This window comes from Streptomyces sp. NPDC015032 (genome assembly GCF_043080425.1).
Classification (GTDB): Bacteria; Actinomycetota; Actinomycetes; order Streptomycetales; family Streptomycetaceae; genus Streptomyces.
The window spans coordinates 154,324-177,032 of sequence record NZ_JBIBVN010000001.1 but is presented as its reverse complement, the minus strand read 5'-3'; the positions used below and the strand labels follow the sequence as shown (position 1 = coordinate 177,032).

Annotated in this window: 18 protein-coding genes, 2 tRNA genes and 1 pseudogene; 12 read left to right on the top strand and 9 right to left on the bottom strand. The window is 70.7% G+C overall.

All coding sequences use genetic code 11. From position 1 onward, the window contains the following. Window positions 1–36: 36 nt before the first annotated feature. Together ACF08M_RS00765 and ACF08M_RS00760 are read right to left on the bottom strand one after the other, a co-directional pair. Window positions 37–1,008 (bottom strand): carbohydrate ABC transporter permease, encoded by a 972-nt coding sequence (locus ACF08M_RS00765; RefSeq protein WP_392183077.1) that lies wholly within the window; start codon window positions 1,006–1,008, stop codon window positions 37–39. Between the two features lie 3 nt (window positions 1,009–1,011). Further along, window positions 1,012–2,445, bottom strand: coding sequence for an ABC transporter substrate-binding protein (locus ACF08M_RS00760; protein ID WP_392183076.1), 1,434 nt, complete (start codon window positions 2,443–2,445; stop codon window positions 1,012–1,014). A 166-nt stretch (window positions 2,446–2,611) separates the two neighbouring features. On the opposite strand from ACF08M_RS00760, the gene ACF08M_RS00755 reads away from it, so the two are divergent. After that, complete coding sequence (locus ACF08M_RS00755) at window positions 2,612–4,033, top strand: FGGY-family carbohydrate kinase (protein ID WP_392183075.1); 1,422 nt, start codon at window positions 2,612–2,614, stop codon at window positions 4,031–4,033. A gap of 26 nt (window positions 4,034–4,059) precedes the next feature. Beyond that, window positions 4,060–4,692 (top strand): histidine phosphatase family protein, encoded by a 633-nt coding sequence (locus ACF08M_RS00750; protein ID WP_392183074.1) that lies wholly within the window; start codon window positions 4,060–4,062, stop codon window positions 4,690–4,692. 18 nt (window positions 4,693–4,710) lie between these two features. On the opposite strand, the gene ACF08M_RS00745 is transcribed toward ACF08M_RS00750, so the two are convergent. After that, window positions 4,711–6,138 carry an amino acid permease gene (locus ACF08M_RS00745; protein ID WP_392183073.1) on the bottom strand — a complete coding sequence of 476 codons (1,428 nt, stop codon included), beginning with the start codon at window positions 6,136–6,138 and terminating at the stop codon, window positions 4,711–4,713. A gap of 423 nt (window positions 6,139–6,561) precedes the next feature. On the opposite strand from ACF08M_RS00745, the gene ACF08M_RS00740 reads away from it, so the two are divergent. Next, on the top strand, window positions 6,562–7,158 hold the full coding sequence (locus ACF08M_RS00740; protein WP_392183072.1) for a biotin transporter BioY: 597 nt from the start codon (window positions 6,562–6,564) through the stop codon (window positions 7,156–7,158). Between the two features lie 27 nt (window positions 7,159–7,185). Here ACF08M_RS00740 and ACF08M_RS00735 read toward each other — a convergent pair. Further along, window positions 7,186–7,371, bottom strand: a pseudogene (locus tag ACF08M_RS00735) (FAD-binding protein); the annotation flags it as partial. Between the two features lie 281 nt (window positions 7,372–7,652). Beyond that, the gene (locus tag ACF08M_RS00730) at window positions 7,653–9,101 is read right to left on the bottom strand and encodes an amino acid permease (protein WP_392183071.1); all 1,449 of its coding nucleotides are present in this window, start codon (window positions 9,099–9,101) and stop codon (window positions 7,653–7,655) included. A gap of 270 nt (window positions 9,102–9,371) precedes the next feature. Between ACF08M_RS00730 and ACF08M_RS00725 the strand changes: the two genes are divergently transcribed. Both ACF08M_RS00725 and ACF08M_RS00720 read left to right on the top strand, forming a co-directional pair. Beyond that, window positions 9,372–9,860 (top strand): ribose-5-phosphate isomerase, encoded by a 489-nt coding sequence (locus ACF08M_RS00725; RefSeq protein WP_392183070.1) that lies wholly within the window; start codon window positions 9,372–9,374, stop codon window positions 9,858–9,860. A 97-nt stretch (window positions 9,861–9,957) separates the two neighbouring features. Continuing rightward, a complete protein-coding gene (locus tag ACF08M_RS00720) occupies window positions 9,958–10,767 on the top strand; it encodes an Fpg/Nei family DNA glycosylase (RefSeq protein ID WP_392183069.1) in 810 nt (269 codons plus the stop codon). Window positions 10,768–10,774: 7 nt separating this feature from the next. Here ACF08M_RS00720 and ACF08M_RS00715 read toward each other — a convergent pair whose 3' ends face one another. Continuing rightward, window positions 10,775–12,007: a GNAT family N-acetyltransferase gene (locus tag ACF08M_RS00715; protein ID WP_392183068.1), complete on the bottom strand. Its 1,233-nt coding sequence runs from the start codon at window positions 12,005–12,007 to the stop codon at window positions 10,775–10,777. 104 nt (window positions 12,008–12,111) lie between these two features. Here ACF08M_RS00715 and ACF08M_RS00710 point away from each other — a divergent pair, with 104 nt between their 5' ends. Next, a complete protein-coding gene (locus ACF08M_RS00710; RefSeq protein WP_392183067.1) occupies window positions 12,112–13,257 on the top strand; it encodes a PP2C family protein-serine/threonine phosphatase in 1,146 nt (381 codons plus the stop codon). A 136-nt stretch (window positions 13,258–13,393) separates the two neighbouring features. On the opposite strand, the gene ACF08M_RS00705 is transcribed toward ACF08M_RS00710, so the two are convergent. Next, entirely contained in the window at window positions 13,394–14,608 is a 1,215-nt protein-coding gene (locus ACF08M_RS00705; protein WP_392183066.1) for a cation:proton antiporter, read from the bottom strand. A gap of 307 nt (window positions 14,609–14,915) precedes the next feature. Between ACF08M_RS00705 and ACF08M_RS00700 the strand changes: the two genes are divergently transcribed. From ACF08M_RS00700 to ACF08M_RS00690, 3 genes are read left to right on the top strand one after another with little or no spacing between them, the layout of a single operon-like run. Beyond that, window positions 14,916–15,770 (top strand): ABC transporter ATP-binding protein, encoded by an 855-nt coding sequence (locus ACF08M_RS00700; RefSeq protein ID WP_392183065.1) that lies wholly within the window; start codon window positions 14,916–14,918, stop codon window positions 15,768–15,770. Continuing rightward, entirely contained in the window at window positions 15,770–18,250 is a 2,481-nt protein-coding gene (locus tag ACF08M_RS00695; RefSeq protein ID WP_392183064.1) for an ABC transporter permease, read from the top strand. The genes ACF08M_RS00700 and ACF08M_RS00695 overlap by 1 nt, the downstream gene beginning before the upstream one ends. Before the next feature lie 9 nt (window positions 18,251–18,259). Further along, on the top strand, window positions 18,260–18,766 hold the full coding sequence (locus ACF08M_RS00690; protein WP_392183063.1) for an HD domain-containing protein: 507 nt from the start codon (window positions 18,260–18,262) through the stop codon (window positions 18,764–18,766). A 10-nt stretch (window positions 18,767–18,776) separates the two neighbouring features. Here the strand turns inward: ACF08M_RS00690 and ACF08M_RS00685 are convergent, their stop codons facing one another. After that, on the bottom strand, window positions 18,777–19,931 hold the full coding sequence (locus ACF08M_RS00685) for an acyltransferase family protein (RefSeq protein WP_392183062.1): 1,155 nt from the start codon (window positions 19,929–19,931) through the stop codon (window positions 18,777–18,779). A gap of 501 nt (window positions 19,932–20,432) precedes the next feature. On the opposite strand from ACF08M_RS00685, the gene ACF08M_RS00680 reads away from it, so the two are divergent. Then, on the top strand, window positions 20,433–20,627 hold the full coding sequence (locus ACF08M_RS00680; RefSeq protein WP_392183061.1) for a hypothetical protein: 195 nt from the start codon (window positions 20,433–20,435) through the stop codon (window positions 20,625–20,627). A 127-nt stretch (window positions 20,628–20,754) separates the two neighbouring features. Here the strand turns inward: ACF08M_RS00680 and ACF08M_RS00675 are convergent. Beyond that, window positions 20,755–20,828: transfer RNA gene (locus tag ACF08M_RS00675), tRNA-Gly, on the bottom strand. 172 nt (window positions 20,829–21,000) lie between these two features. Here ACF08M_RS00675 and ACF08M_RS00670 point away from each other — a divergent pair. Both ACF08M_RS00670 and tig read left to right on the top strand, forming a co-directional pair. Then, window positions 21,001–21,077 (top strand) — tRNA-Pro (locus ACF08M_RS00670). Window positions 21,078–21,265: 188 nt separating this feature from the next. After that, on the top strand, window positions 21,266–22,672 hold the full coding sequence (gene tig / locus ACF08M_RS00665) for a trigger factor (RefSeq protein ID WP_392183060.1): 1,407 nt from the start codon (window positions 21,266–21,268) through the stop codon (window positions 22,670–22,672). Window positions 22,673–22,709: the final 37 nt, after the last annotated feature.

Below are 22,709 nucleotides of genomic sequence, written 5' to 3'. Positions count from 1 at the left end.
GCACCTCCGGTGTCCGCGGCCCTGCCGCCCGCCCCGTCATCCCGGCACCTCCGTCGCCCGGTTCTGGACCCGGCCCAGATAGCGCACCAGCACCATCGTCACCAGGTACACCACGGCCCACAGCACCACCATGTAGCTGATCCCGAACGAGTAGCGCTGGAAGCGGATCGCCTCCAGATAGGCCCGGATCTGGAGCACCATCGTCGAGTCGCCGGGGCCGCCCTCGGTCAGCGCGTAGATGATGTCGAACACCTTCAGCGAGTCCATGAACCGGAAGATCACGGCGACCAGGACGTACGGCCACAGCATCGGCAGGGTGAGGCGCCGGAAGGTGAACCACCAGCCCGCCCCGTCGACCGCCGCCGCCTCGAACGGCGAGACCGGCAGCGAGCGCAGACCGGCCAGCGCGAGGATCGCGACGAACGGCGTGTAGACCCACACATCCACCGCGATCGACGACAGCAGGGCGCCCGTCGGCGTGTCCGTCCACTGCACGCCGCCGAGGCCGAACGGCCTCAGAAGATGGTTGACGACGCCGACCGACGGCTGGAGCATCAGCTTCCACATGATCGCGGCGATCACCGGCGCGATCATCAACGGCAGGATCAGGATCTTCTCCAGCACCCGCCCGACGAGGCTCGCCCGGTGCAGCAGCAGTGCCACGGCCACCCCGAGCACCGTCTCGACGGCGGCCGCGCCGACCGCGTAGGCCACCGTCACCCGCGCCGAGTCCCAGAACGCGGGCGCCTCGAAGATCCGCCGGTAGTTCTCGATGCCCACCAGGTCCGGCCGCGGTCTGCTCGCCGCGAAGTCGAACACCGTGTAGTAGAGGCCGAGCCCGAACGGGCAGAGGATCCCTCCGGTCAGCAGCAGCGCGGGCACGATCAGCAGATACGGCCGCAGCGAGCGGCGCCATGCCGGTACCGCCCGCGGCGCCCGCCTCCCGGCCGCCCTGCCGGTGGCCGCCCCGTGGCCGGTCTCCGGCGCGGGCGCCACGCGTGTGGACATCGGTCAGCCGGCCTTCGACGCCAGATCGCCGGCCAGGGCGTTCAGTACGGACGAGGCGTTCTTGCCGCCGTAGATCTCCTGGAGCGCGGCGGCCCAGCTGGTCGTCGCGTCGAAGAACTGCGCCTGCGGGGTGAACTGGATCCTCGTCCGGTCGACGACCGTCTCGAACGTCTCGATGAAACCGGGGACGGCCCGCATCTTGTCCTTGTACGCCGCGTCCTGGCCGACCGACTTCCGCACCGGGTCGATGTGGTTGTACTCGATCGCGCCCCTGCGCAAGTGCTCCTTGCCGGTCGCCCACTGGAGGAACAGCCAGGCCGCGGACTTGTTGCGGCTCCTGGCGTTCATGCCGAGCGACCAGATCCACATGTTCGTGGCGAGGGAGCCGTCCGGGCCCTTCGGGCCGGGGTGGAAGGCGATCTTCCCGGACGCGGGGGAGGCCCCCTTCACCGCCTGGAAGTAGGCGGCGGTGTCCGCGTCGAAGAGCATCCCCGCCTTCTGCGCGCCGAGGTCGCTGGAGCACTGGTACCAGGTGTACGAGGTCCACGACGGCGGGCCGCCCTTCCTGATCATCTCCGCCCAGTCCCGGGTGAAGGCGATCGCCTCCGGGGAGTTCATCGCGGGCTTCAGCCCGTCGCCCTCGACCGTGAAGTCCTTCAGCCCGTTGCGGGCGTACATCGTCATGAAGCCCGGGTGGATCGTCGCCCAGCTGCGCGAGCCGCGCACCGCGACCCCGTACATCCCGTCGAAGCCCGCGCCCGGCGCCCGGCGGGTGATGGCCCCCGCGACCTCGCGCAGTTCGTCGAAGGTCTCGGCGGGTTTCAGGCCGAGCTTTTGGAACACCTCGGTGTTGTACGCGACGACATTGGTCTCCCAGCCCCACGGCAGCGCGTACTGCCCGCCCCGCCCGAGCGGGGCACCCGCCTCCAGCGACCACTGGTCCGACGAGAGGAGGTTCGGGAAGAAGTCCTCCTGGTCCCATTCGGCCCCGGTCGCCGAGGAGTTGCGCATCCACGGGCCGAGATCCTCCAGCCAGCCCGGCGGGCCGTACTGCCACACCATGTACGCGCCGAGCATGAAAACGTCGTAGGAGGCGCGTCCGCTGGAGAGGTCGACGGTGAGCTTGTCGAAGTAGTTGTCCTCGGGGAAGACGTCGTACTCGATCTTGATCCCGGTCTTCTCGGTGAACGCCTTCAGGTCGGCGATCAGGGCATCGGTGTACGGATGCTTGTTGAGCAGGGCCTTGACCGTCCTGCCGTCGGCCCGCTTCCAGTCGAAGGACCCGGTGATGTCGTCGGCGGCGGAACCGCCGTCCTTGCCGTTGCCGGTGCCGCCGCCGAATCCGGTGCCGCAGCCGGTGAGCAGCGGGGCGGCGGACGCGGCCGCCGCCGCGCCGAGGGCGAGGAACCGTCGCCGGTCGTGCGCCTGCGTGTCCATCCGTGACCTCCACGGTCCGGCCGGAGATGGGTTGCGGTGGGGCCCCTTCACACCTGGAGCCGACTGGTTAACAGAGCTTGGAACAACGGAACTTGGCCGTCAATCCCTCGCGCAACGGAAATTCTCGGTGCAGAGTGAGAAGTTCACAGGGAGGGCCGATATGTGGATGGGTATCGATCTCGGCACGCAGAGCGTCCGTGCGGTGGTGGCAGGAGACCGCGGCGAGATCCTCGGCAGCGGCTCCGCACCGCTGGTGGGCAGACGCGACGGCGTACGGCATGAACAGCGGCCCCTCGACTGGTGGACGGCCGTGTGCGCGGCCAGCCGCCAGGCGCTGCGCGGCTGCCCCGCGCCGCGTGCGCTCGCCGTGTGCGCCACCTCCGGCACCGTTCTGCTCTGCGACCGGGCGGGCCGGCCGCTGACCCCGGGGGTGATGTACGACGACGGGCGCGCGGTGGCCGAGGCGGCCGAGGCCCGGACGCCGCCGAGCTGGGCGCTGCCCAAGGCGATGTGGCTGCTGCGGGAGTACGGGGGAGGGGCGGGCGGCTCCGTACGGATCATGCATCAGGCCGATCTGGTCCTGGCGCGGCTCGCCGGGACTCCACTGCCCACCGACTCCAGCCATGCCCTGAAGACCGGCTACGACCTGGAGCGGGACGCCTGGCCGTACCGGAGGTTCGGCAGGCTGGGGCTGCCGGACGGGCTGTTTCCGGACGTGGTGCGGCCGGGCCGCCGGATCGGCGAGGTGGGGCGGGCGGCGGCCGAGGAGACCGGGATTCCGGCGGGCACGCTCCTGGTGTCGGGGATGACGGACGGGTGCGCGGCGCAGATCGCCTCCGGCGGGCTCACCGTCGGCTCCTGGAATTCGGTGCTCGGCACGACGCTGGTGCTGAAGGGGGTCACCTCGTCGCCGGTCGCGGACCCGGCCGCGGTGGTCTACAACCACCGCGCCCCGGACGGCCGCTGGCTGCCCGGCGGGGCCTCGGGGGTGGGCGGCGGGGCGCTGGCCGCCGCCTTCCCGGGCGTGGACCCGGCGCGGATGGACGCGCTGGCCCGCGCACACGAACCGGCGCGCGTGGTGGCGTACCCCCTCGCCGGGACGGGCGAACGCCTTCCCTTCGTCGCGCCGGAGGCGACCGGCTTCCTGATCGGCGAGCCCGCCTCGGACGCCGAGCACTGGGCGGCCCTGCTGACCGGGGTGGGCCTGGTCGAACGGCTCTGCCTCGACTACCTCGACCTGCTCGGCGCCCAGCTGTACGGCCGGCTCACCTTCACCGGCGGCGCGGTCCGCAGCGGCTACTGGAGCCGGCTGCGCTCCGACATCCTGGGCCGGCCCGTGTACATCCCGCAGTACAGCGAACCCGCGCTCGGCATGGCCGTCCTCGCCGCGTACGGGGCGCGCGCCACGACCACGCTGCAGGAGGCGGCGAGCCGGATGGTGCGGCTGCGGCACGTACTGCACCCGCATCCGGTGCGTACCGCGTGGTACACCGAGCCGTACCTCACGCTGGTGGACGAACTGGAGCGACGCGGCTGGCTCCCCGGCCCGGTCGCCGCCCATGCCCGTAGCCGGACCGAGAAGCCGTGACCGCCCCCACCCGAACGGAGAAGCCCATGACCAGGAGTCCGGCCGTCCTTCTGCTCGTCCGCCACGGGCAGACCGTCTGGCATGCGGAGAACCGCTACGCCGGAGTCAGTGACATCGCCCTCACCGACGAAGGGCGCCGCCAGGCGCGGCAGCTGGGCGAGTGGGCGGCCCGGCACCCGGTCGACGCGATCTGGACGTCGGCCCTCACCCGCGCCGTCGAGACGGCGGAGCCGGCGTGCTGGGCGCTCGGCCTCGTCCCCCGGCGCGAACACGACCTGCGCGAATGCGACTTCGGCGAGGTGGAGGGCCGCACGCTGGCGGAGTTCGCGGCCGAGTGTCCGGAGCGGGCCCGGGAGTACCGCGCCGACCCGGTGGCCCATCCCTTCCCCGGGGCCGAGGACCCCCGGGCGGCGGCGGCCCGGGGGGCGATGGCGCTGCGCCGGATCGCGGACGGGCACCCGGGGCAGCGGGTGCTCGTCGTCGCGCACAACACCCTGCTGCGGCTCGTGCTGTGCGAACTGCTGTCGATTCCGCTGGGTGCCTACCGCAGGGTCTTCCCCCGGCTGCTGAACGGGGCGGTGAGCGAGGTGCGGATCGGGGAGGAGGGCGGAGCGCTGCTCTCCCTCAATGTGCCCTGCGCGCCGGACGTCAGCCCCTGAGGTCCTGGACGGCGGACGTCAGCCCCTGACGTCCTGGACGGCCGCGGCCCGCCGCTGCCGTACGACGCCGACGGCCGCCAGGACGACGGTCAGGGCGCCGGACGCCAGCAGCTGGTCACGGGTGCCGGGCTGGCGCAGCATCAGGACGAAGATGCCGAGCATCGCCAGGAGCGCCAGCACCGTCAGGCCCGGGAAGAGCCACATCCGTACGACGAGCTTCTCCGGGGCCTCGCGCTCCAGCCGGGTGCGCAGGATCAGCTGGGAGAGGGCGATGAAGATCCAGACGACCAGGATCACCGCACCGATCATGTTGAGCAGCCACGGGAAGACGTCGTCGGGACGCCAGTAGCTGAGCAGCACACACAGGAAGCCGAACACGGACGAGACCAGGACGGCCGTGCGCGGCACGCCCGAGGAGATCCTGCCGATCCGCTTCGGGCCCTGGCCGCGGGCGACCAGCGAGCAGGCCATCCGCGAGGAGCCGTAGATGTTGGCGTTCATCGCGGAGAGCAGGGCGACCAGGATGACCACGTTCATGATCTCCGCGGCGCCGCTGATACCGAGGTGGTTCAGGGCCGCGTAGAACGGGCCGACCTTCACGACGTCCGGGTCGTCCCACGGGACCAGCGTGACGACGACGGCCATCGAACCGACGTAGAACAGCGCGATCCGCCACATCGCCGTCCGCACGGCCTTGGCGACCCCCTGCACCGGGTTCTCCGACTCGGCCGCCGCGATGGTGACGGTCTCCAGACCGCCGTACGCGAAGACCGAGGCGAGCAGCCCGATCACCAGGCCCTCGGCGCCGTTCGGCAGGAAGCCTCCCTCGCCCTTGAGGTTGGCGGCGCCGGGGGCGTCCGTGCCGGGCAGCACGCCGAGGATCGCCAGGATGCCCAGGACCAGGAAGAGCGTGATCGCCGCGACCTTGAGGGCGGCGAACCAGAACTCGAACTCGCCGAACTTCTTCACCGAGGCCAGGTTCGTGCCCAGGAAGACCACCATGAACAGGGCGACCCAGGCCCACTCCGGCGTACCGGGCAGCCAGCCGGTGACGATCTTCGCGGCACCGATGCCCTCCAGGCCGACCGCGACGCAGAGCAGCACCCAGAACGCCCAGCCCGCGGTGAAGCCGGCCCACGGCCCGATCGCCCGTTCCGCGTGGACGGAGAAGGAGCCGGAGGCCGGGTTCGCGGCCGACATCTCACCGAGCATCCGCATCACGAGCATGACCAGCAGCCCGGAGACGGCGTACGCGATGATGATCGACGGGCCCGCGGCGGCGATGCCCGCACCCGAGCCGACGAAGAGCCCGGCGCCGATGACGCCGCCGAGGGCGATCATCGACAGATGGCGCTGCTTGAGCCCGTGGGTGAGCGCCGAGTCGGTCCCGGCGTCGGAGACGGCGGCCGGGGAGGAGGTGGGGGGAGACACGGAGTTCGGAGACATGGACGAGCTCTGTTCGGTAGGAGGCACGGGGGATGTGGGGGGATGTGGGGGGATGTGCGCGGACAGTCTGAGCACGCGCTCCGCTCACAGGGAACCGCTGTCCGCCATACGGGCACGGTGCTCACACACGGTGCACACCCGGGTACGGGGCGAGGGCTGGGGCGGTCGCCGCTCGGTATCCGGGTGGATTTGGTGAGAACCTACAGTCTCTCCCGATGGCCCCTCCCGGCAGAATATGACCCACTCCGCCCCCACCTCAGTGACGAGCATCACGCCGTCGCATGATTGTGCGGGCTGCTTTGTGTGAACCCCACCAATGCCTCAACCGCCGCTTTGTGGGCCACTGATGGTGATCGAGCGTTAACCCGTGGGCTAACGTCAGCCTCAGTCTGTCCCCACCTGCCCTCACCCCGCGGAGTCCCGATGAGCACTGCTGCCGCCGCCCCTGCCCGTACCGGAGCGGTCCTCGCCGACCTGCTGCCCGCCGCCAGGCACCGTTACGCCGTCGACACGGCCCTGGTCCTCGGTGGAGCCGCGCTCACCGGCATCGCCGCCCAGATCGCCGTCCCAGTGCCCGGCTCCCCGGTCCCGGTCACCGGTCAGACCTTCGCCGCGCTCCTCGTCGGCACCGCGCTCGGCGCCCGCCGCGGCTTCCTCTCCCTCGCCGTGTACGCGCTCGTCGGCATGGCGGGCATGCCGTGGTTCTCCGAGGGCACCTCCGGCGCGGGCTTCCCCTCGTTCGGCTACGTCCTCGGCATGCTGCTCGCCGCCACCGTGGTCGGCGGCCTCGCCCGCCGCGGCGGCGACCGCTCCATGCTGCGCACCGCGGGCACCATGGTGCTGGGCTCCGCGATCATCTACGCGGTCGGCGTCCCGTACCTGGCGCTGTCCACCGGCATGTCGGCGAGCGCCGCGATCGCGGCCGGCCTGGTGCCGTTCCTGTTCGGTGACGCGCTGAAGGCGGCACTGGCGATGGGCGTGCTGCCCACGGCCTGGAAGCTCATCGGCCGTCGCGGCTGACGCCGTGATTCGCGAGCCGCGGCGTTTTCAGCCGTAGCTCCCTCCGAAGAGGCTCGCCGGGTCGTGACGCGACACCAGACCGGCGAGCCTCTGTTGTGTCCGCGGGTCGTGGAAGCCCTCGGTACGGTCGCCGCCGCCGAAGGAGAAGTTCAGCGAGCGGCCCAGGGCGAGCGGGGCGAGCAGGTCGGTCACCTCCGCGTACAGCGCCCGGACCGACGGTCCCGGGCAGCCCGTGACCGGTGCCGTGGACCCGGACGGGGAGGCGGCGTCGGCCACGGCGGTCCGTACGTCGTCGGCGTGGGCGGCCTCGACGACGAGGTCGGGGCGGACGGCGAAGCCGGTCTGGAAACCGGCCGGGACACGGGCAGGGGCGGATGTCATGAGGAGGCTCTCCGATCGCTCGCTCGGTGGCGTTGCGACGGAGAGCCTCCCCGGTAAACCTGACACCTGCCGTCAGGTATCGGCGTGATCCGGCCTGATCCGAACGGAAGTCCCTAGGCGCGGACCTTCCGCTGCCGGACCTCCCGCACCAGCGAGATCGCGACCACGACCGCCGCGACGAGCAGCGAGAGCAGCACCTGCTCGCGTCCGCCGTCGTCGGTCAGCATGTAGACCAGGACGAACGAGATCATCGCGATGGTCGCCCAGGTCAGATACGGGAAGAGCCACATCCGTACGACCAGCTTCTCCGGCGACTCGCGCAGGATCATGCCGCGCATCCGCAGCTGGGTGAAGCAGATGACCAGCCAGACGAACAGCGCGACCGCGCCGGACGAGTTCAGCAGGAACTGGAAGACGGTGTCGGGCCACTGGTAGTTGAAGAACACGGCGACGAAGCCGAACACGACGGACGACAGGATGGCTGCCTGCGGCACGCCCCGCTTGTTCACCCGGGCGAACGCCTTCGGCGCGTCCCCGCGGCCGCCGAGCGAGAAGGCCATCCGCGAGGCGGTGTAGAGGCCGGAATTGAGGCAGGACAGCACGGCGGTGAGGACGATGACGTTCATCACCTCTCCGGCGTGCGGAATGCCGATGGAGTTGAGGGCGGCGACGTAGCTGCCGTCCTCCACGATCGACTTGTCGTTCCACGGCAGCAGGGTGAGCACGATGAAGATCGAGCCCAGGTAGAAGACGGCGATCCGCCAGATCACGCTGTTGGTGGCCTTCTGGACGGCGCGCTGCGGGTTCTCGGACTCGCCGGCCGCCAGCGTGACGATCTCGCTGCCCATGAAGGAGAAGACGACCATCAGCACACCGGTGAGGATCGCGCCGGGCCCCTTGGGGAAGAACCCGCCGGTGTCGGTGAGGTGCGCGAGTCCCGCGCCGGGGTTGTCCGAGCCGGGCAGCAGCCCGAAGACGGCGAGCAGCCCGACGACCACGAACGCACCGATCGCCACGACCTTGATCCCGGCGAACCAGAACTCGAACTCGCCGTACGACCCGACCGAGACCAGGTTCGTCGCGGTGAGCACCACCATCACGATCAGCGCCCACGCCCACTGCGGGACGCCCGGCACCCAGCCCTCCAGGATCTTGGCACCCGCGGTGGCCTCGACGGCGAGCACCACGACCCAGAAGAACCAGTACAGCCAGCCGATCGAGAAACCGGCCCAGCGGCCCAGCGCCTGGTCGGCGTAGGCGGAGAAGGAGCCCGAGCTGGGGCGGGCGGCGGACATCTCGCCGAGCATCCGCATCACGAAGACGACCATCAGGCCGACGAGGGCGTACGACAGGAGGATGGCCGGTCCGGCGGCGGCTATGCCGGCGCCGGAGCCCACGAAGAGGCCCGCCCCGATCACGCCGCCGATGGCGATCATCGAGAGGTGGCGGTTCTTGAGACCCGCCTGGAGACCGTCGGAGGAGCCCGGTGCATCCGGCCCGTTGGACCGGTCCGGCTCGCCGGACTGTTGGCCCGGCCCGGTCAGAGTCGTCTGCGACGTCATGGATCGAATCCTTACATTCCTCGGGTCACGCGATGCGTGCCCGGCCGCCGCAGTGGGGTGCGACAGCGAGTGATGCATTGAAGCTCGCCGAACAGCAAAAACGGAACCCCTTCTTCCGGATCGTTGACCGGATCGTTGCCCGAGTGATGTCGGCCACACATGTTCTGCACATGGTGTCCACACACGGTCCCGATCCGGCCGGCCCGGACCGGCCGGAGGGTCCCGACCCCGATGACGGCTACCCGGCGACGCTCGTGCCACACTCGGAACATGCGCGTGTACCTCGGCTCGGACCATGCCGGCTATGAACTCAAGAACCACCTCGTCGAGTGGCTCACGGCCCAGGGCCACGAGGCCGTCGACTGTGGTCCCCACATCTACGACGCCCAGGACGACTACCCGCCGTTCTGCCTGCGTGCCGCCGAGAAGACGGCCGCGGACCCGGACAGCCTCGGCATCGTGATCGGCGGCTCCGGCAACGGCGAGCAGATCGCCGCCAACAAGGTCAAGGGGGTGCGCGCGGCACTCGCCTGGAGCGAGCAGACCGCCGCCCTGGGCCGCGAGCACAACAACGCCAACGTGGTCGCCATCGGCGGCCGGATGCACCCGGTGGAGGAGTCCACCAAGTTCGTCGAGATCTTCCTCGCCACCCCGTACTCGGGTGAGGAGCGTCACACCCGCCGGATCGAGATGCTGACGGCGTACGAGACGACCGGCGAACTCCCCCCGATCCCGGCCCACCACCCGCAGCAGGGCTGACCGCCCTTTGCCCCTGTGCCGCCGGTGCGCCCGGCGGCACAGCCGTTTCCCCACGCCGTCACGTCACGCCGTCACGTCATCGAGGAGAGCCGCCGCCGTGCCCGAGGGACACACGATCCACCGCCTCGCGGCGGACCACCGGGACAGGTTCGCCGGGCGGCCGGCGCGGGTGAGCAGTCCGCAGGGCAAGTTCTCCGACAGTGCCGCGCTGCTCGACGGCCGGACGTTCACCGGCGTCGACGCCCACGGCAAACACCTCTTCCTCGGTTTCGAGGGCGCCGGCTGGGTCCACATCCACCTGGGCCTCTTCGGCAAGCTGGGCTTCGGTACGGCCCCGGCCCCGCCGCCCACCGACACGGTCCGGCTGCGCCTGGTGAACGAGGACCACCACGCGGACCTGCGCGGCCCCACCACGTGCGCGCTGATCACCGGCCCCGAGAAGCGCGCGATACACGACCGCCTCGGCCCGGACCCGCTGCGGACCGACGAGGACGGCGAGCGGGCGTGGCGGCGGATCTCCCGCAGCCGTATCACCGTCGCGGCCCTGCTGATGGACCAGAAGGTCGTCGCGGGGGTCGGCAACGTCTACCGCGCGGAGGTGCTGTTCCGGCACGGGATCGACCCGTACCGCCTCGGCAAGGACCTCACGCGTGCGGAGTGGGACGCGATCTGGGCCGATCTGATCGTGCTGATGCGGGAGGGCGTGCGGAACAACCGGATCGACACGGTCCGGCCCGAGCACCTGCCGGAGGCGATGGGGCGCCCGCCGCGGGTCGACGACCACGGCGGCGAGGTGTACGTGTACCGCAGGGCCCGGCAGGCCTGCCACATCTGTGGCGGCGAGATCCGCACCGCCGATCTCGCCGCCCGCAACCTCTTCTGGTGCCCGGGGTGCCAGAAGGCCTAGAAGGCCTCTAGAACCCCCGGGGCAGCCACGGCGCCGTGTCCGACAGGAACGCCGCCGACGCCTCCGCCAGCGCGCCCGCACGCAACTCCCGTACCCGCCCGGCCAGACCCAGCGAGCTCAGGGACTCGCCGCCCAGATACGCCGCGCCCAACTCCCTTACCGAGAGCGCCAGATCGGCCGCGTCCTCGGTCCGCCGGCAGTTCGCGGCGCCCTTCGCGTCGGCCGTGAGCCGCCAACGCCCCGTGTTCCAGGGGCAGAACGCGTCCTCGACGTCGAACACCACGTCCACCGGCGTCTGGTACGTCCGCGCCTCCAGCGCCGCCCCCAGCTCCACCAGCCGCACGTGCAGGCAGTCCCGGATCCGTATGTTGCACCGCCGTACGTCCGACACCAGGTGCAGCACCGCGTCGTCGACCGGCCGGTTGCGCGCCTCGACCGTCGAGGTCAGATCGATCTCGAAGACGAACCGCCACAGCGCCGCGTACGCCGCCGGGTCGAGCGCGGCCAGATCGTTCACCTTCACCTTGCCCTTGGGGCCGGACGGCTCCCACTCGGGCTTGATGTGATACGTCACATAGCCGACGATCTGCCCGTTCAGCTCCGCCAGCACGCACTGCTGCGCCGAGGAGCCCTGCCGTTCACTCACCGGGTCGACCATGGGCTTGCGCTCCCAGCCCGGTCCGTGGGCCGGTGTGCCGGGCCGGCCGGCCACCAGCCGGTCGTACACGGCCTCGCACGCCGCCATCGCCTCGTCCGGCTTCGCGTGGCGCAGCCGTACCTCGTCCGTGCCCGGCGGCACGTCCAGCCGGATCCGGTCCTTCTCGATCGTCAGCGACATCTGCTTCGAGGCGGCGCCGTACCCGAACCGGCCGTAGATCACCGGCTCCGAGGCCGTCAGTACGGCGATCGGCTCGCCCAGCGCCCGGATGTCGTCCAGCTGCCGGCGCATCATCGAGGTCAGCAGCCCGCGACGGCGGTGCGTGGCGGCGACGCTCACCATCGTGATCCCCGCGGCGGGCACCAGCGCCCCGCCCGGCACCGCGACCCGGAAGCTGAACGCCCCCGCAGTGCCGACCACGTCGTCACCGTCCCAGATGCCGAGCGACCGCTCGGGCTCGGTCAGCTGCTCCCACAGCTCGCGCTCCTCGGGAGTCTCCCCGTCCCCGCCGAACGCCAGCTCCAGACACTCGAACCATTCGTTCCATTCGGACGGTTGCAACACGCGAAGCTCTGTAGTCATGAGCCATCCCTATCAGGGGCGCGACGGCCGGGCGACCCGATTTCGAACGCATTGTCACGGGGTCCCCCTGCACCGGAGGCCGTCGGGTGGATAAGGTCCCCGCAATGGCCCGACGCGCAGGAGCAGACTCGTACCCGGCCCGATTGCGGAAATCGGCGCACCGGGCACGCGTCGCGCTGCGCAAATCCGGTGTCGACTACTTCCGCGGCGACGGATCGGACTGGATCGCGCTGGCCGGTCTGCTGCTCACCATTCCGGCCATCACCTGCGCCACCCTGGTCAACCCCGTGTGGTGCTCACCGGCCGCGCTCGTCCTGCCGATCGTCGCGGGCGGCCTGCTGCTGCGGCCCGCGAGCCTGCTGGGGCTGTACGCGACCGCCGCCACCGCCCTGATCGTGGAGTCGCTCGGACTCGGCCCGTACCAGGACGGCCCGGCCCGGGTGACGCCCGGCATCGTCCTGGTGGTCGCGGCCTGCGGCTTCTTCGGGCTGATCCTCGCCCAGTTCCGGGCCAGGGTCGGTGTGCCGTGGCGGCGCGGCGGCACCATGCTCTTCGACCTGCGCGAACGCATCAGGGTGCAGAGCGCCCTGCCGCGGCTGCCGCAGGGCTGGCACCGCGAGATGGCGCTGCGCCCGGCGGGCGGGCAGTCCTTCTCGGGCGACTTCGTTGTCGCGGCCCGTACCAACGGCGGGCGGACCCTGGAGGCCGTGCTCACCGATGTCTCGGGCAAGGGCATGGACGCGGGCTCCCGCGCCCTGCTGCTGTCCGGTGCCTTCGGGGGCCTCCTCGGCTCGCTGCCCCCGCACGGCTTCCTCCCGGCGGCCAACGGCTATCTGCTGCGTCAGGACTGGGACGAGGGTTTCGCCACCTCGATCCATCTGGTCCTGGACCTCGAATCGGGGGACTACGAACTCCTCTCGGCGGGTCACCCGCCGGCCCTGCAGCTTCACTCGGGCAGTGGCCAGTGGGAGGAGAAGGCCGCGGAGGGCCCGCTGCTCGGGGTGTACGACGGGGCGCAGTTCGACGCGGTGAAGGGCTCGCTGGCCCCCGGCGACGTGCTGATGCTGTTCACGGACGGCCTGGTGGAGGCGTCCGACCGGGATATCGCGGAGGGCATCGACCGGCTGACCGGGGAGGCCGACCGTTACGTCGCCACCGGTTTCGAGGGTGCGGCCTGGCATCTGATCGAGGCGTGTGCCAAGGACGTCAACGACGACCGGGCGCTGCTGCTGTTGTCCCGTACATCCTGAACCGTACGCAAACGGCTCGAACCGGGCGCACGTCAACAAAAGGTGGTCCATCACCGGATCGTGGGCGACCCCGGCAGGCCGGGTACGAGGGCTCACGCGCCGCTCCGTCCTCGTACCCGGCGTACCGGCCGACGGTTCAGGCCGGGACCGGGACCTGCCCGGCGCCGCGGCTGCTGTCGCCGTCGCTGCTGCGGTCACGGTCGTCGTCCCGGCCCTGCCCGCCGGGCAGGATGCGGGCCAGCCAGTGGGATCTCCCGGCGGCCAGCGGTGCGAGGACCGCGAGGACGAGTACGTAGCCCGCGATGAACGGGGAGAGGCGTTCGTCCAGCCCCGCGGCCGCCGCCATCGTGGCGAGGATCAGGGCGAACTCGCCGCGAGCCACCAGCGTGGTGGAGATGTTCGCCGTGGCCCGCGGGCCGAACGCGTACACCTTGGCGGCGGCGAGCCCGGCGAGGACGTTCATCGCGAGGGTCACCGCGACGGCGGCCAGCACCGGCCACAGCACGGTCGGCAGATCGCCCGGGTCGATGGAGAGGCCGAAGGCGAAGAAGAAGATCGCCCCGAAGGCGTCCCGCAGCGGGTGGACCAGCTTGCGGATGCGTTCGCCGGAGGTCGTGCTGCCGAGCATCAGACCGACCATGAAGGCACCAATGGCGTCCGCGACCCCGAACCACTCCGAGACCCCCGCCACGAGGACCGCGGCGCCGAGGAAGGAGATGACGAGGAGTTCGTCGTCACGGGTGTGGATCAGCTTGCCGATGGCCCTGGTCCCGAACCGGGCGATCACGGCGAGCAGCAGCAGGAACGCGAAAGCCTTTCCGCCGTCGACCGCCGCGGCGGAGAGGCTCTCGGCGCCCGACAGGATCGGCTGGAGGGCGGCCAGGTAGAGGGCGAGGAACACATCCTCGACGACGATGATGCCGAGGATCGGCCTGGTCTCCGGATTGCCGATCCGGCCCAGGTCGACCAGGACCTTGGTGACGATGGCCGACGACGAGATGCCCAGCACACCGGCGAGCACCAGCGCTTCGGACGTGCCCCAGCCCAGCGCGAAGCCGAAACCGAGCCCGGCACCGACGTTCAGGGCGAGATAGGTGCCGCCGGCGAGGGCCATCTTGCGGCCGCCGGCCTTGAGGTCGTCGAGATGGAATTCGAGGCCGAGGTAGAAGAGCAGCAGCACCAGGCCGAGCGCGGAGAGCATCTCCAGGTCGTGCGGGTCGGCCACGAGCACGATGCCGGGCGTGTGCGGGCCGAGCAGGATTCCGGCCAGGATGAACAGGGGGATGGTCGGCAGTCCGATGCGGCTGCCGACGCGGGCGAGTACGGCGGCGGCGAGAAAGGCGCCGCCCATGGCGATGAGCGTGTCCGTGTGTCCGATGGGCCTGATCCTTCAGTCGGTCAAGAATGCGTCAAGAAATCGTCAGTAATTAGTTTACCGAATGATTGACGTTGCAAGTGTGACTCGCGGCAGCACCCCGGATCCGCCCGCCCCGGCAGCACCCCGGCAGCACCCCGGAGTTCCGCCCGCCCTCGCGTCACCCTGGGGAATTCCCCACCCCCGATCCGCCAGCAGCCGCCATGGTCCGGACCCGCCCGTGATCCGTACGTTCGGGACACCGGCCGGAGAACCTGCCGGCGAACAACGGAAGGCGGACACCATGGGGCTGCGACGCACCAAACAGGGCGCGCAGGACAGGCAGTACACGGCGGGCGTCCACCAGGGGACCGGCCAGCCGGACCTCGCCGTCGAACTGCGCGGCGTCCGCAGGCAGTACGGCCGCGGCAGCTCCGCCGTCCACGCTCTGCGGGGCATCGACCTCGCCCTTCCGCGCGCCAGTTTCACCGCGGTCATGGGCCCCTCGGGCTCCGGAAAGTCGACCTTCCTGCAGTGCGCGGCCGGACTCGACCGGCCCACCGAGGGCTCCGTACGCCTCGGCGGCACCGAGATCACCGGCATGAGCGAGAACCGGCTCACCGAGCTGCGCCGCACCCGCCTCGGCTTCGTCTTCCAGGCCTTCAACCTGCTCCCGTCCCTCACGGTCGAGCAGAACGTCATCCTGCCCATGCGCCTGGCCGGACAGCGCCCCGGCTCGGCCCGCGGCCGCCGCGACGCCGCCGAGATGCTCAACCGGGTCGGCCTCGGCGACAAGGGCGACCGCCGCCCCGGCCAGCTCTCCGGCGGCCAGCAGCAGCGCGTCGCCGTCGCCCGCGCCCTGGTCACCCGGCCCGACGTGGTCTTCGCCGACGAACCGACCGGCGCCCTCGACACCACCACCGCCGCGGAGATCCTCACCCTGCTCCGGCACGCCGTGGACGGCCTCGGCGCCACCGTCGTCATGGTCACCCACGACCCGGCGGCCGCCGCCTACGCGGACCGGGTGCTCTTCCTCGCCGACGGCGCGATCGCGGACAGCCTGCCGCGCGCCGGGGCCGCACAGATCGCCGCCCGGATGACCGCGCTGACCGCCCGCGCCTCCGGCCGCGCTTCCGCCCACGCAGGAGCAGCAGCCTGATGTTCACCCCGCACGTCCCCAACGGCCTCGCCCGCGCGGCCGTCCGCTTCAAACCCGCGTCGTTCGCCGGGACCTTCGTCGCGCTCCTGCTGGCCGCGGCGATCGTCTCCGCCTGCGGCATCCTGCTGGAGACCGGAGTGCGCGCCTCCGTACCGGCGGAACGCTACGCCAAGGCGCCCGTGGTCGTCGCCGCCGACCAGCAGGCCCATGTCACGATCGGCACCGGCGAGGGCGCGTCCGACATGGCCCAACCGCTGCCGGACACCGCGCGGCTCCCCGAATCCCTGGTGGCCAAGGCCGCCTCGGCCCCCGGCGCGGCAGCCGCGATCGGGGACGTCGGCTACCCCGTCCAGCAGGACGGCACCCGCCTCACCGCGCACGGCTGGAGCTCCACCGCCCTCACCGGCACACGGCTGGTCACCGGCGACGCACCCCGGCCCGGCGAAGCCGTCGTCCCCACCGGCACCGGCGCCCGGACCGGCCAGAAGATCACCCTCGACACCCCGGCGGGCGTACGGGAGTTCCGCGTCGCGGGCACCACCGCCGCCGACGCCACCGTCTGGTTCGCCGACCGGCAGGCCGTACAGCTCTCCGGCCATCCCGGCCAGGTCGACGCCATCGCCGTGCTCGCCGACCGTTCCGTCCCCACCGGCACCCTCGCCCACCAGGTACGCGAGGCCGTCGGCCACACCGCCGGTGCCGAGGTCCACACCGGTGACGACCGGGGCTCCGTCGAGGACCCGGCACTCGCGGACGCCAAGGCAGTCCTCGTCGGCCTCGGCGGCTCCTTCGGCGGCGTCGCCACCATGGTCGCCGTCTTCACCGCCGCCGGCACGGTCGCCCTCTCCGTCGGCCAGCGCAGCCGCGAGTTCGCCCTGCTGCGCGCCATCGGCGCCACCCCGCGCCAGCTGCGCCGCACCATCGCCACCGAGTCCCTGCTCGTCGCACCGCTCGCCGGAGTGCTCGGCTGCCTGCCCGGAACAGCACTGGCCCACTGGTGGTTCGGGCAGCTCCAGGACAGGGGGGCCATCCCCGAATCCCTCGCTCTGCGGGTGTCCTGGCTGCCGCTCACCGCCGCCGCGGTTGCCACGATGCTCACCGCGCTGAGCGCCGGATACTTCGCCGCCCGCCAGCCGTCGAAGATCGAGCCGGGGCTGGCTCTCGCGCAGTCCGCGGTGGAACGCCCCCCGTTCGGCTGGATCCGCACCCCGCTCGGCCTCGCCGCCCTCGTCGGCGGCATGAGCTTCGCGGGCGTCGCCGCGTCCACGAGCGGCGAGAACGCGGCGAACGCCGCGCTCGGCGTCGTCATGTTCTTCATGCTCGCGGTCGGCCTGCTCGGCCCGCTGCTCGCCCGGATCTGCGCCGCCGTCATCGGCCTCCCGCTGAGTATGGCGGGCGCGTCCGGTTCACTCGCCGCCGCCAACTCCCGTACGAACTCCCGCCGGCTGGCCTCCGCGATCACGCCGATCGTGCTCGCCATGGCCTTCTCCTCCACGCTCGTCTTCATGCAGACCAGCCAGGAACGGGCGATCGCACACCAGCAGCGTGACGCCATCACCGCCGACCACATCGTCTCCGCCCCGGGCGGACTCGCCTCCGACGCCACCGAACGGGCCGCCGCCACACCCGGTGTCACGACCGCCGTCGGGCTGCTCCGCGGCTCCGTCCTGGTGCCCACCGGATCGGGCGGGGACCGAATGCTCCAGAGCGCCTCCGCCCAGGGGGTCATCGGTTCCGGCGGCGACCTCGCCAAGGTCCAGGACCTCGACGTCCGGACCGGATCGCTCACCGGCCTGCGGCCCGGCACCGTCGCCATCGACACCACCCTCGCCGGCTCCACGAAGACCGGGATTGGCGACCGGCTGGCCCTGAGCCTCCCGGACGGCACCAAGGCGTCACCGAAGATCGTCGCCGTCTACGGCCGCGGCCTGGGCACCAGCCTCGTCACGCTGCCCGCCGCCGACCTGAAGGCCCATGTCACCTCCCCGTACGCCTCCGACCTGCTGGTACGGGCCACCCCGGCCGCCGCACAGAAGCTCACCGCGCTCGGCACCGTCGCCGATCGGTCCGGCTACGCCGCCGCACAGGACCGGATCCGTGAACTCAACGCCTGGGCCAACACCGTCATGGCCGCGGTCCTCGGCGGATTCGCCGCCGTCGCCGCCGTCAACACCCTGGTGATGACCGTCCTCGACCGCCGCCGTGAGCTGACCATGCTCCGCCTCATCGGCTCCACCCACCGCCAGGTCATGGGCATGATCCGCTGGGAGGCGCTGCTCGTCACGGTCACCGGGGCCGCGCTCGGCACTGCCATCGCACTGGCCACCCTGGTCCCGATGATGAAGGGGCTCACGGGCGAATCGCCTTACATCCCACCGGCGCTGTACGGGTCCTTCCTCGCCGCCACGATCGGGCTCGGCCTCGCGGCCGCAACGGTCCCGGCCCGCGCGGCCCTGCGCAGGCGGGCAGCCCGTCCGTAGAGTCGGGCCATGCCCACCCCACGCGCACAGCTGACCCTGGCCGAAGTAGCGGCGATCGCCCGCGAGGCCCACGCCGGCCAACGGGACAAGGCGGGACGCCCGTACACCGAGCACCTCGCCGCCGTCGCCGAAGGCGTACGGGCCAGGGGCGGCAGCGACGAGCAGATCGCCGCGGCCTGGCTGCACGACGCCGTCGAGGACGACGTGCTGTCGGCGCGATGGCTGGCCGACGCCGCGCTGCCGCAGCAGGTCAAGGACATGGTCCTCGCCGTCACCCGACGTGACGGCGAGGACCTCGTTCCGTACACCCGGCGCATCCTCGACACCCCGGGCGCCCTGCTGATCAAGGAGTCCGATCTGGCACACAACGCCGACCCGGCCCGCCTCGCCGCACTGGAACCGGCGACCCGTACCCGACTGGCCGAGAAGTATGCACAGGTACGGCGGCTGCTGGGACTCACCCCAGGTGAATCGCCCGACGAGCAATCGGTTCAAGCCAACGCGGCGAAGGGCTGAGCCGCCCGGATCAGCGTCCGCCCGCGTCCCGCCGGAACGCCCAGTCCATGTCCGGCTCGGTCACCGCGCGCAGCACTCTGCGTACCGGAGGGGTACACATCAGCGTCACCGCACCGGCCGCGACGAGCGAGACCAGGACCAGCCCGGCGGGCGCCGAGAGCCAGTCGTAGGCGTCGAAGACCCCGGCGTACCCGGCGCCCTTGATCAGGAATCCGTGCAGCAGATAGCCGCAGATCGTCCCGGCGCCGAGCACGGTGAACCACATGGGCCGACGCGGCACCCAGGACAGGAACCCGATGGTGAGCAGCAGCGCGCAGCCGAACAGCACCAGCGTCATCACGGCACCGGACCACCACGGGGCGCCCATCTCCTGCGCGCTGTTGCTGCGGTAGAACCAGCCCAGCTGTATCCGCGGTGCCACCCAGTACGCGAGCGCCAGGGCCCCGGCGAACAGCGGCAGCGCGCACATCCGCACCTCCCGCCGGCGGACCAGCTGGAAATGCTCGGGTTTCAGCCGGAGCCCCAGCACGAAGAACGGCAGGAACTGCAGAACGCGCTGGAGATCGAGATCGTCGCCGATCGTCGGGGAGAACGAGGCGAGTACGGCGATGACGAGCGCCACCGGCAGTGGATGGCGCAGGGCCTGCCACAGCGGTGTGGTGAGCCGCCAGATGAACAGTGCGACCAGGAACCAGGTGAGATACCAGGGGTCGAGCAGGCTGATCGGTTGATCGGGCGAGTTGTCCGCGTACCGCTTGAACAGCGAATACGCCGTCTCGAACACCACGTAGGGCACGGCGACGCCGGTGATCAGACGTTTCACCTTGGCGGCGGACAGGTCGAAGGAGCGGGAGAAATAACCGGAGATGATGATGAAGGCCGGCATGTGAAAGGTGTACGCCACCATGTACAGCGCGCGGGTGGCCCGGCTGCCGTCCATCACCGGTTCCCAGGCGTGCGCCACCGCGACGAGCACGATGGCCAGATATTTGACGTTGTCGAAGTAGGCGTCACGCTTCTTCGCCGGCGCGGCCGCCGGAGGCTTGTTCGCCACCGGTACGGGGGATGCCGCGGTGGCGGTCGTCGTCCCTTGGTGTCTGGGCTCCGACTCCCCGGGCGCTGATGGGAGCGGGGCCCTCTGAAATACGTTCGGAGCGGGGAACATCCAAGGCACCCTAGACGCCTCGATTGCAATTCGTAAAACCGCTCACAGCTATTGGATGTCCGCGTCCAATCAAAAGTGATACCGGCGAAAACTGCCCGCTATGCCCAGATTCATCCCCATTAAATGGGGCATATCGGCAGGCTGTTGGGGTGGGTGAATTTCATCGCACGGATTCCTTGGAATTGCATGTGAATGAAGTGTGCGGATATGGAAACCGTCACAGTCGAACGTCGGTGTGATTGTTCTATTTACAGCTCACCTACAGCCCACCTACAGCTCGCTCACGGGCGCGTGGGGGGCGCCGGTGAGCCCTGTGAGCACCCCCGTGCGACCGTGCGCCCCGAGCGCGCGCGGGGCGCAAGGATGGCGCGATCCAGTCACTTCGATCCGTCACCTGGCAGCGAACACATAGAAGTTGGTGGCACGATGGACCGAACGGAGGAGTGCTCGGCCGCACACCTCCGGGCCGGCAAGGCGGACCGACCAAGGGTGTGATCAGTTGTGGCCATTTCACTGTCTCTGGTGCTTCTGTTGGCGATCGTCCTGGTGGTCCTGATCCGAGGCGGCTCGATCAAGCCAGGACCCGCGATCGTCGCGGTGCTCTTCGGCTTCTTCCTGGCATCGACCGGCATGGCGCCGTCGATCAACAAGTTCATGAACTCCATAGCGGAGACCGTCAACCAGATCTCCTTCTGAGCCGGTCCCGGTCCGGTCGGCGTCCCGCACCCGGTGCGGGAGGCCCGGCGGCGCGCGCCCGGCGGAACGCGAACAGAACGCGAAGGGCCCGGCCCGACGAATCATTCGTCGGGCCGGGCCCTTCGCATGGAGCGGGCGACGGGAATCGAACCCGCGTAGCTAGTTTGGAAGACTAGGGCTCTACCATTGAGCTACGCCCGCAAGCACCGCACCGCACCGCAGGTCCGGGGACCGGCGGCAACGAGAAGCATCGTAGCGGGTCACAGGCGCTGTCCGCACACTCGATTGCGGTCGCCCGGTGCCGACTCCGGTGCGGCCCGCGTGAAGCGGCGGATGCACTGCCGGTCTGCATGTACCCTACGTGTCGCACCGACGGGGTGTGGCGCAGCTTGGTAGCGCGTCCGCTTTGGGAGCGGAAGGTCGTCGGTTCGAATCCGGCCACCCCGACCATCGGCACGATCGCAGGCCACCGGCGCGATCGCAGGCCATCGGCAGGAGCGCATTGTGGGAGTCCGTCTCCTTGCCGTTACTATGCAAAAAGCGTGCCCGTGTGTCTGATGTACCGGGCTCGGTCCGCGAAGCCGCCAACCGTGCGGCGGAGCAGAACCCCAAGAAGTCAGCCACAAGGAGACCGAACCGTGAAGAGCGCCGTGGAGACCCTGAACCCGACCCGGGTTCGGCTCACTGTCGAGGTGCCCTTCGAGGAGCTCAAGGACAGCCTCGACGCGGCGTACAAGAAGATCAACCAGCAGGTCACGGTGAAGGGCTTCCGCAAGGGCAAGATCCCCGCCCGGGTCATCGACCAGCGGTTCGGCCGCGGTGCGGTGCTGGAGGAGGCCGTCAACGACGCGCTCCCGAAGTTCTACACCGAGGCTGTCAACGAGGGTGAGCTCAACGTCCTCGGCCAGCCCGAGGTGGACATCACCGAGCTGAAGGACGGCGAACTGCTGGCCTTCACCGCCGAGGTTGACGTACGCCCCGAGATCGAGATTCCGGACTACTCCGGCATCGAGGTCACCGTCGACGCCCTCGAGGTCAGCGACGAGGACGTCGAGAAGGCCGTGGAGCAGCTCCGTGAGCGCTTCGCCTCCACCAACCCGGTCGAGCGCGCCGCCGCCGAGGGCGACGTCGTGACGATCGACCTGCAGGCCAAGGTCGACGGCGAGGTCCTGGAGGACGGCGTGGCCGAGGGTGTCTCGTACACCATCGGTTCCGGCGAGCTCCTCGACGGCATCGACGCCGCGGTCACCGGCCTGGAGGCGGGTGGCGAGGCCACCTTCACCTCCGAGCTGAAGGGCGGCTCGGCCGAGGGCAAGGAGGCCGAGGTCACCGTCAAGGTCAGCGCCGTCGCCGCCCGTGAGCTCCCCGAGCTGGACGACGAGTTCGCCCAGATGGCGAGCGAGTTCGACACCCTCGACGAGCTGAAGGCGGACAGCCGCAAGCGCCTGGAGAACACCAAGCAGTACGACCAGGCCACCCAGGCCCAGGAGCGTGTCCTGGACGAGCTGCTCAAGCTCGCCGAGGTCCCGATCCCGGAGAAGCTGCTCGCGGACGAGGTCCAGACCCGCAAGCACAACCTGGAGCACCACCAGCTCGGTCAGATGGGTCTGACCCTCGACAAGTACCTGGAGATCCAGGGCAAGACGGCCGAGGAGTTCGAGGCCGAGACCTCCGAGCAGGCGGTCAAGGGCATCAAGACCCAGTTCCTCCTGGACGAGATCGTCAACAAGGAGAAGCTGAACGTCAACCAGGAGGAGCTCACCGAGCACCTCATGCGGCGCGCTGCTTCCTCCGGCATGAGCCCCGACCAGTTCGCCCAGGCCGTCGTCGAGGGCGGCCAGGTGCCGATGCTCGTCGGCGAGGTCGCCCGCGGCAAGGCGCTGGCCGTGGTCGTCGAGGCCGCCAAGGTCGTCGACACCAACGGTGAGCCCGTCGAGCTGGAAGACGACGAAGAGGCGGCGGAGGAGGCCATCGAGACGGTCGAGGCCGCCGACGGCTCCGCCGAGACCGTTGCCGACGCCGTCGAGGAGAAGAACGAGGCCTGAGCCTCGCGCTGAACCCGTACGACGGGCTCCGGACGCC

What these genes read in the sequence shown, in the direction of transcription:
- ACF08M_RS00685 (WP_392183062.1), bottom strand. Translation starts at nt 19,931, where the DNA reads ATGTTCCCCGCTCCGAACGTATTTCAGAGGGCCCCGCTCCCATCAGCG.
- ACF08M_RS00750 (WP_392183074.1), top strand. Translation starts at nt 4,060, where the DNA reads ATGACCAGGAGTCCGGCCGTCCTTCTGCTCGTCCGCCACGGGCAGACC.
- ACF08M_RS00700 (WP_392183065.1), top strand. Translation starts at nt 14,916, where the DNA reads ATGGGGCTGCGACGCACCAAACAGGGCGCGCAGGACAGGCAGTACACG.
- ACF08M_RS00730 (WP_392183071.1), bottom strand. Translation starts at nt 9,101, where the DNA reads ATGACGTCGCAGACGACTCTGACCGGGCCGGGCCAACAGTCCGGCGAG.
- ACF08M_RS00690 (WP_392183063.1), top strand. Translation starts at nt 18,260, where the DNA reads ATGCCCACCCCACGCGCACAGCTGACCCTGGCCGAAGTAGCGGCGATC.
- ACF08M_RS00705 (WP_392183066.1), bottom strand. Translation starts at nt 14,608, where the DNA reads ATGGGCGGCGCCTTTCTCGCCGCCGCCGTACTCGCCCGCGTCGGCAGC.
- ACF08M_RS00725 (WP_392183070.1), top strand. Translation starts at nt 9,372, where the DNA reads ATGCGCGTGTACCTCGGCTCGGACCATGCCGGCTATGAACTCAAGAAC.
- ACF08M_RS00765 (WP_392183077.1), bottom strand. Translation starts at nt 1,008, where the DNA reads ATGTCCACACGCGTGGCGCCCGCGCCGGAGACCGGCCACGGGGCGGCC.
- ACF08M_RS00710 (WP_392183067.1), top strand. Translation starts at nt 12,112, where the DNA reads ATGGCCCGACGCGCAGGAGCAGACTCGTACCCGGCCCGATTGCGGAAA.
- ACF08M_RS00760 (WP_392183076.1), bottom strand. Translation starts at nt 2,445, where the DNA reads ATGGACACGCAGGCGCACGACCGGCGACGGTTCCTCGCCCTCGGCGCG.
- ACF08M_RS00745 (WP_392183073.1), bottom strand. Translation starts at nt 6,138, where the DNA reads ATGTCTCCGAACTCCGTGTCTCCCCCCACCTCCTCCCCGGCCGCCGTC.
- ACF08M_RS00755 (WP_392183075.1), top strand. Translation starts at nt 2,612, where the DNA reads ATGGGTATCGATCTCGGCACGCAGAGCGTCCGTGCGGTGGTGGCAGGA.
- ACF08M_RS00715 (WP_392183068.1), bottom strand. Translation starts at nt 12,007, where the DNA reads ATGACTACAGAGCTTCGCGTGTTGCAACCGTCCGAATGGAACGAATGG.
- ACF08M_RS00740 (WP_392183072.1), top strand. Translation starts at nt 6,562, where the DNA reads ATGAGCACTGCTGCCGCCGCCCCTGCCCGTACCGGAGCGGTCCTCGCC.
- ACF08M_RS00695 (WP_392183064.1), top strand. Translation starts at nt 15,770, where the DNA reads ATGTTCACCCCGCACGTCCCCAACGGCCTCGCCCGCGCGGCCGTCCGC.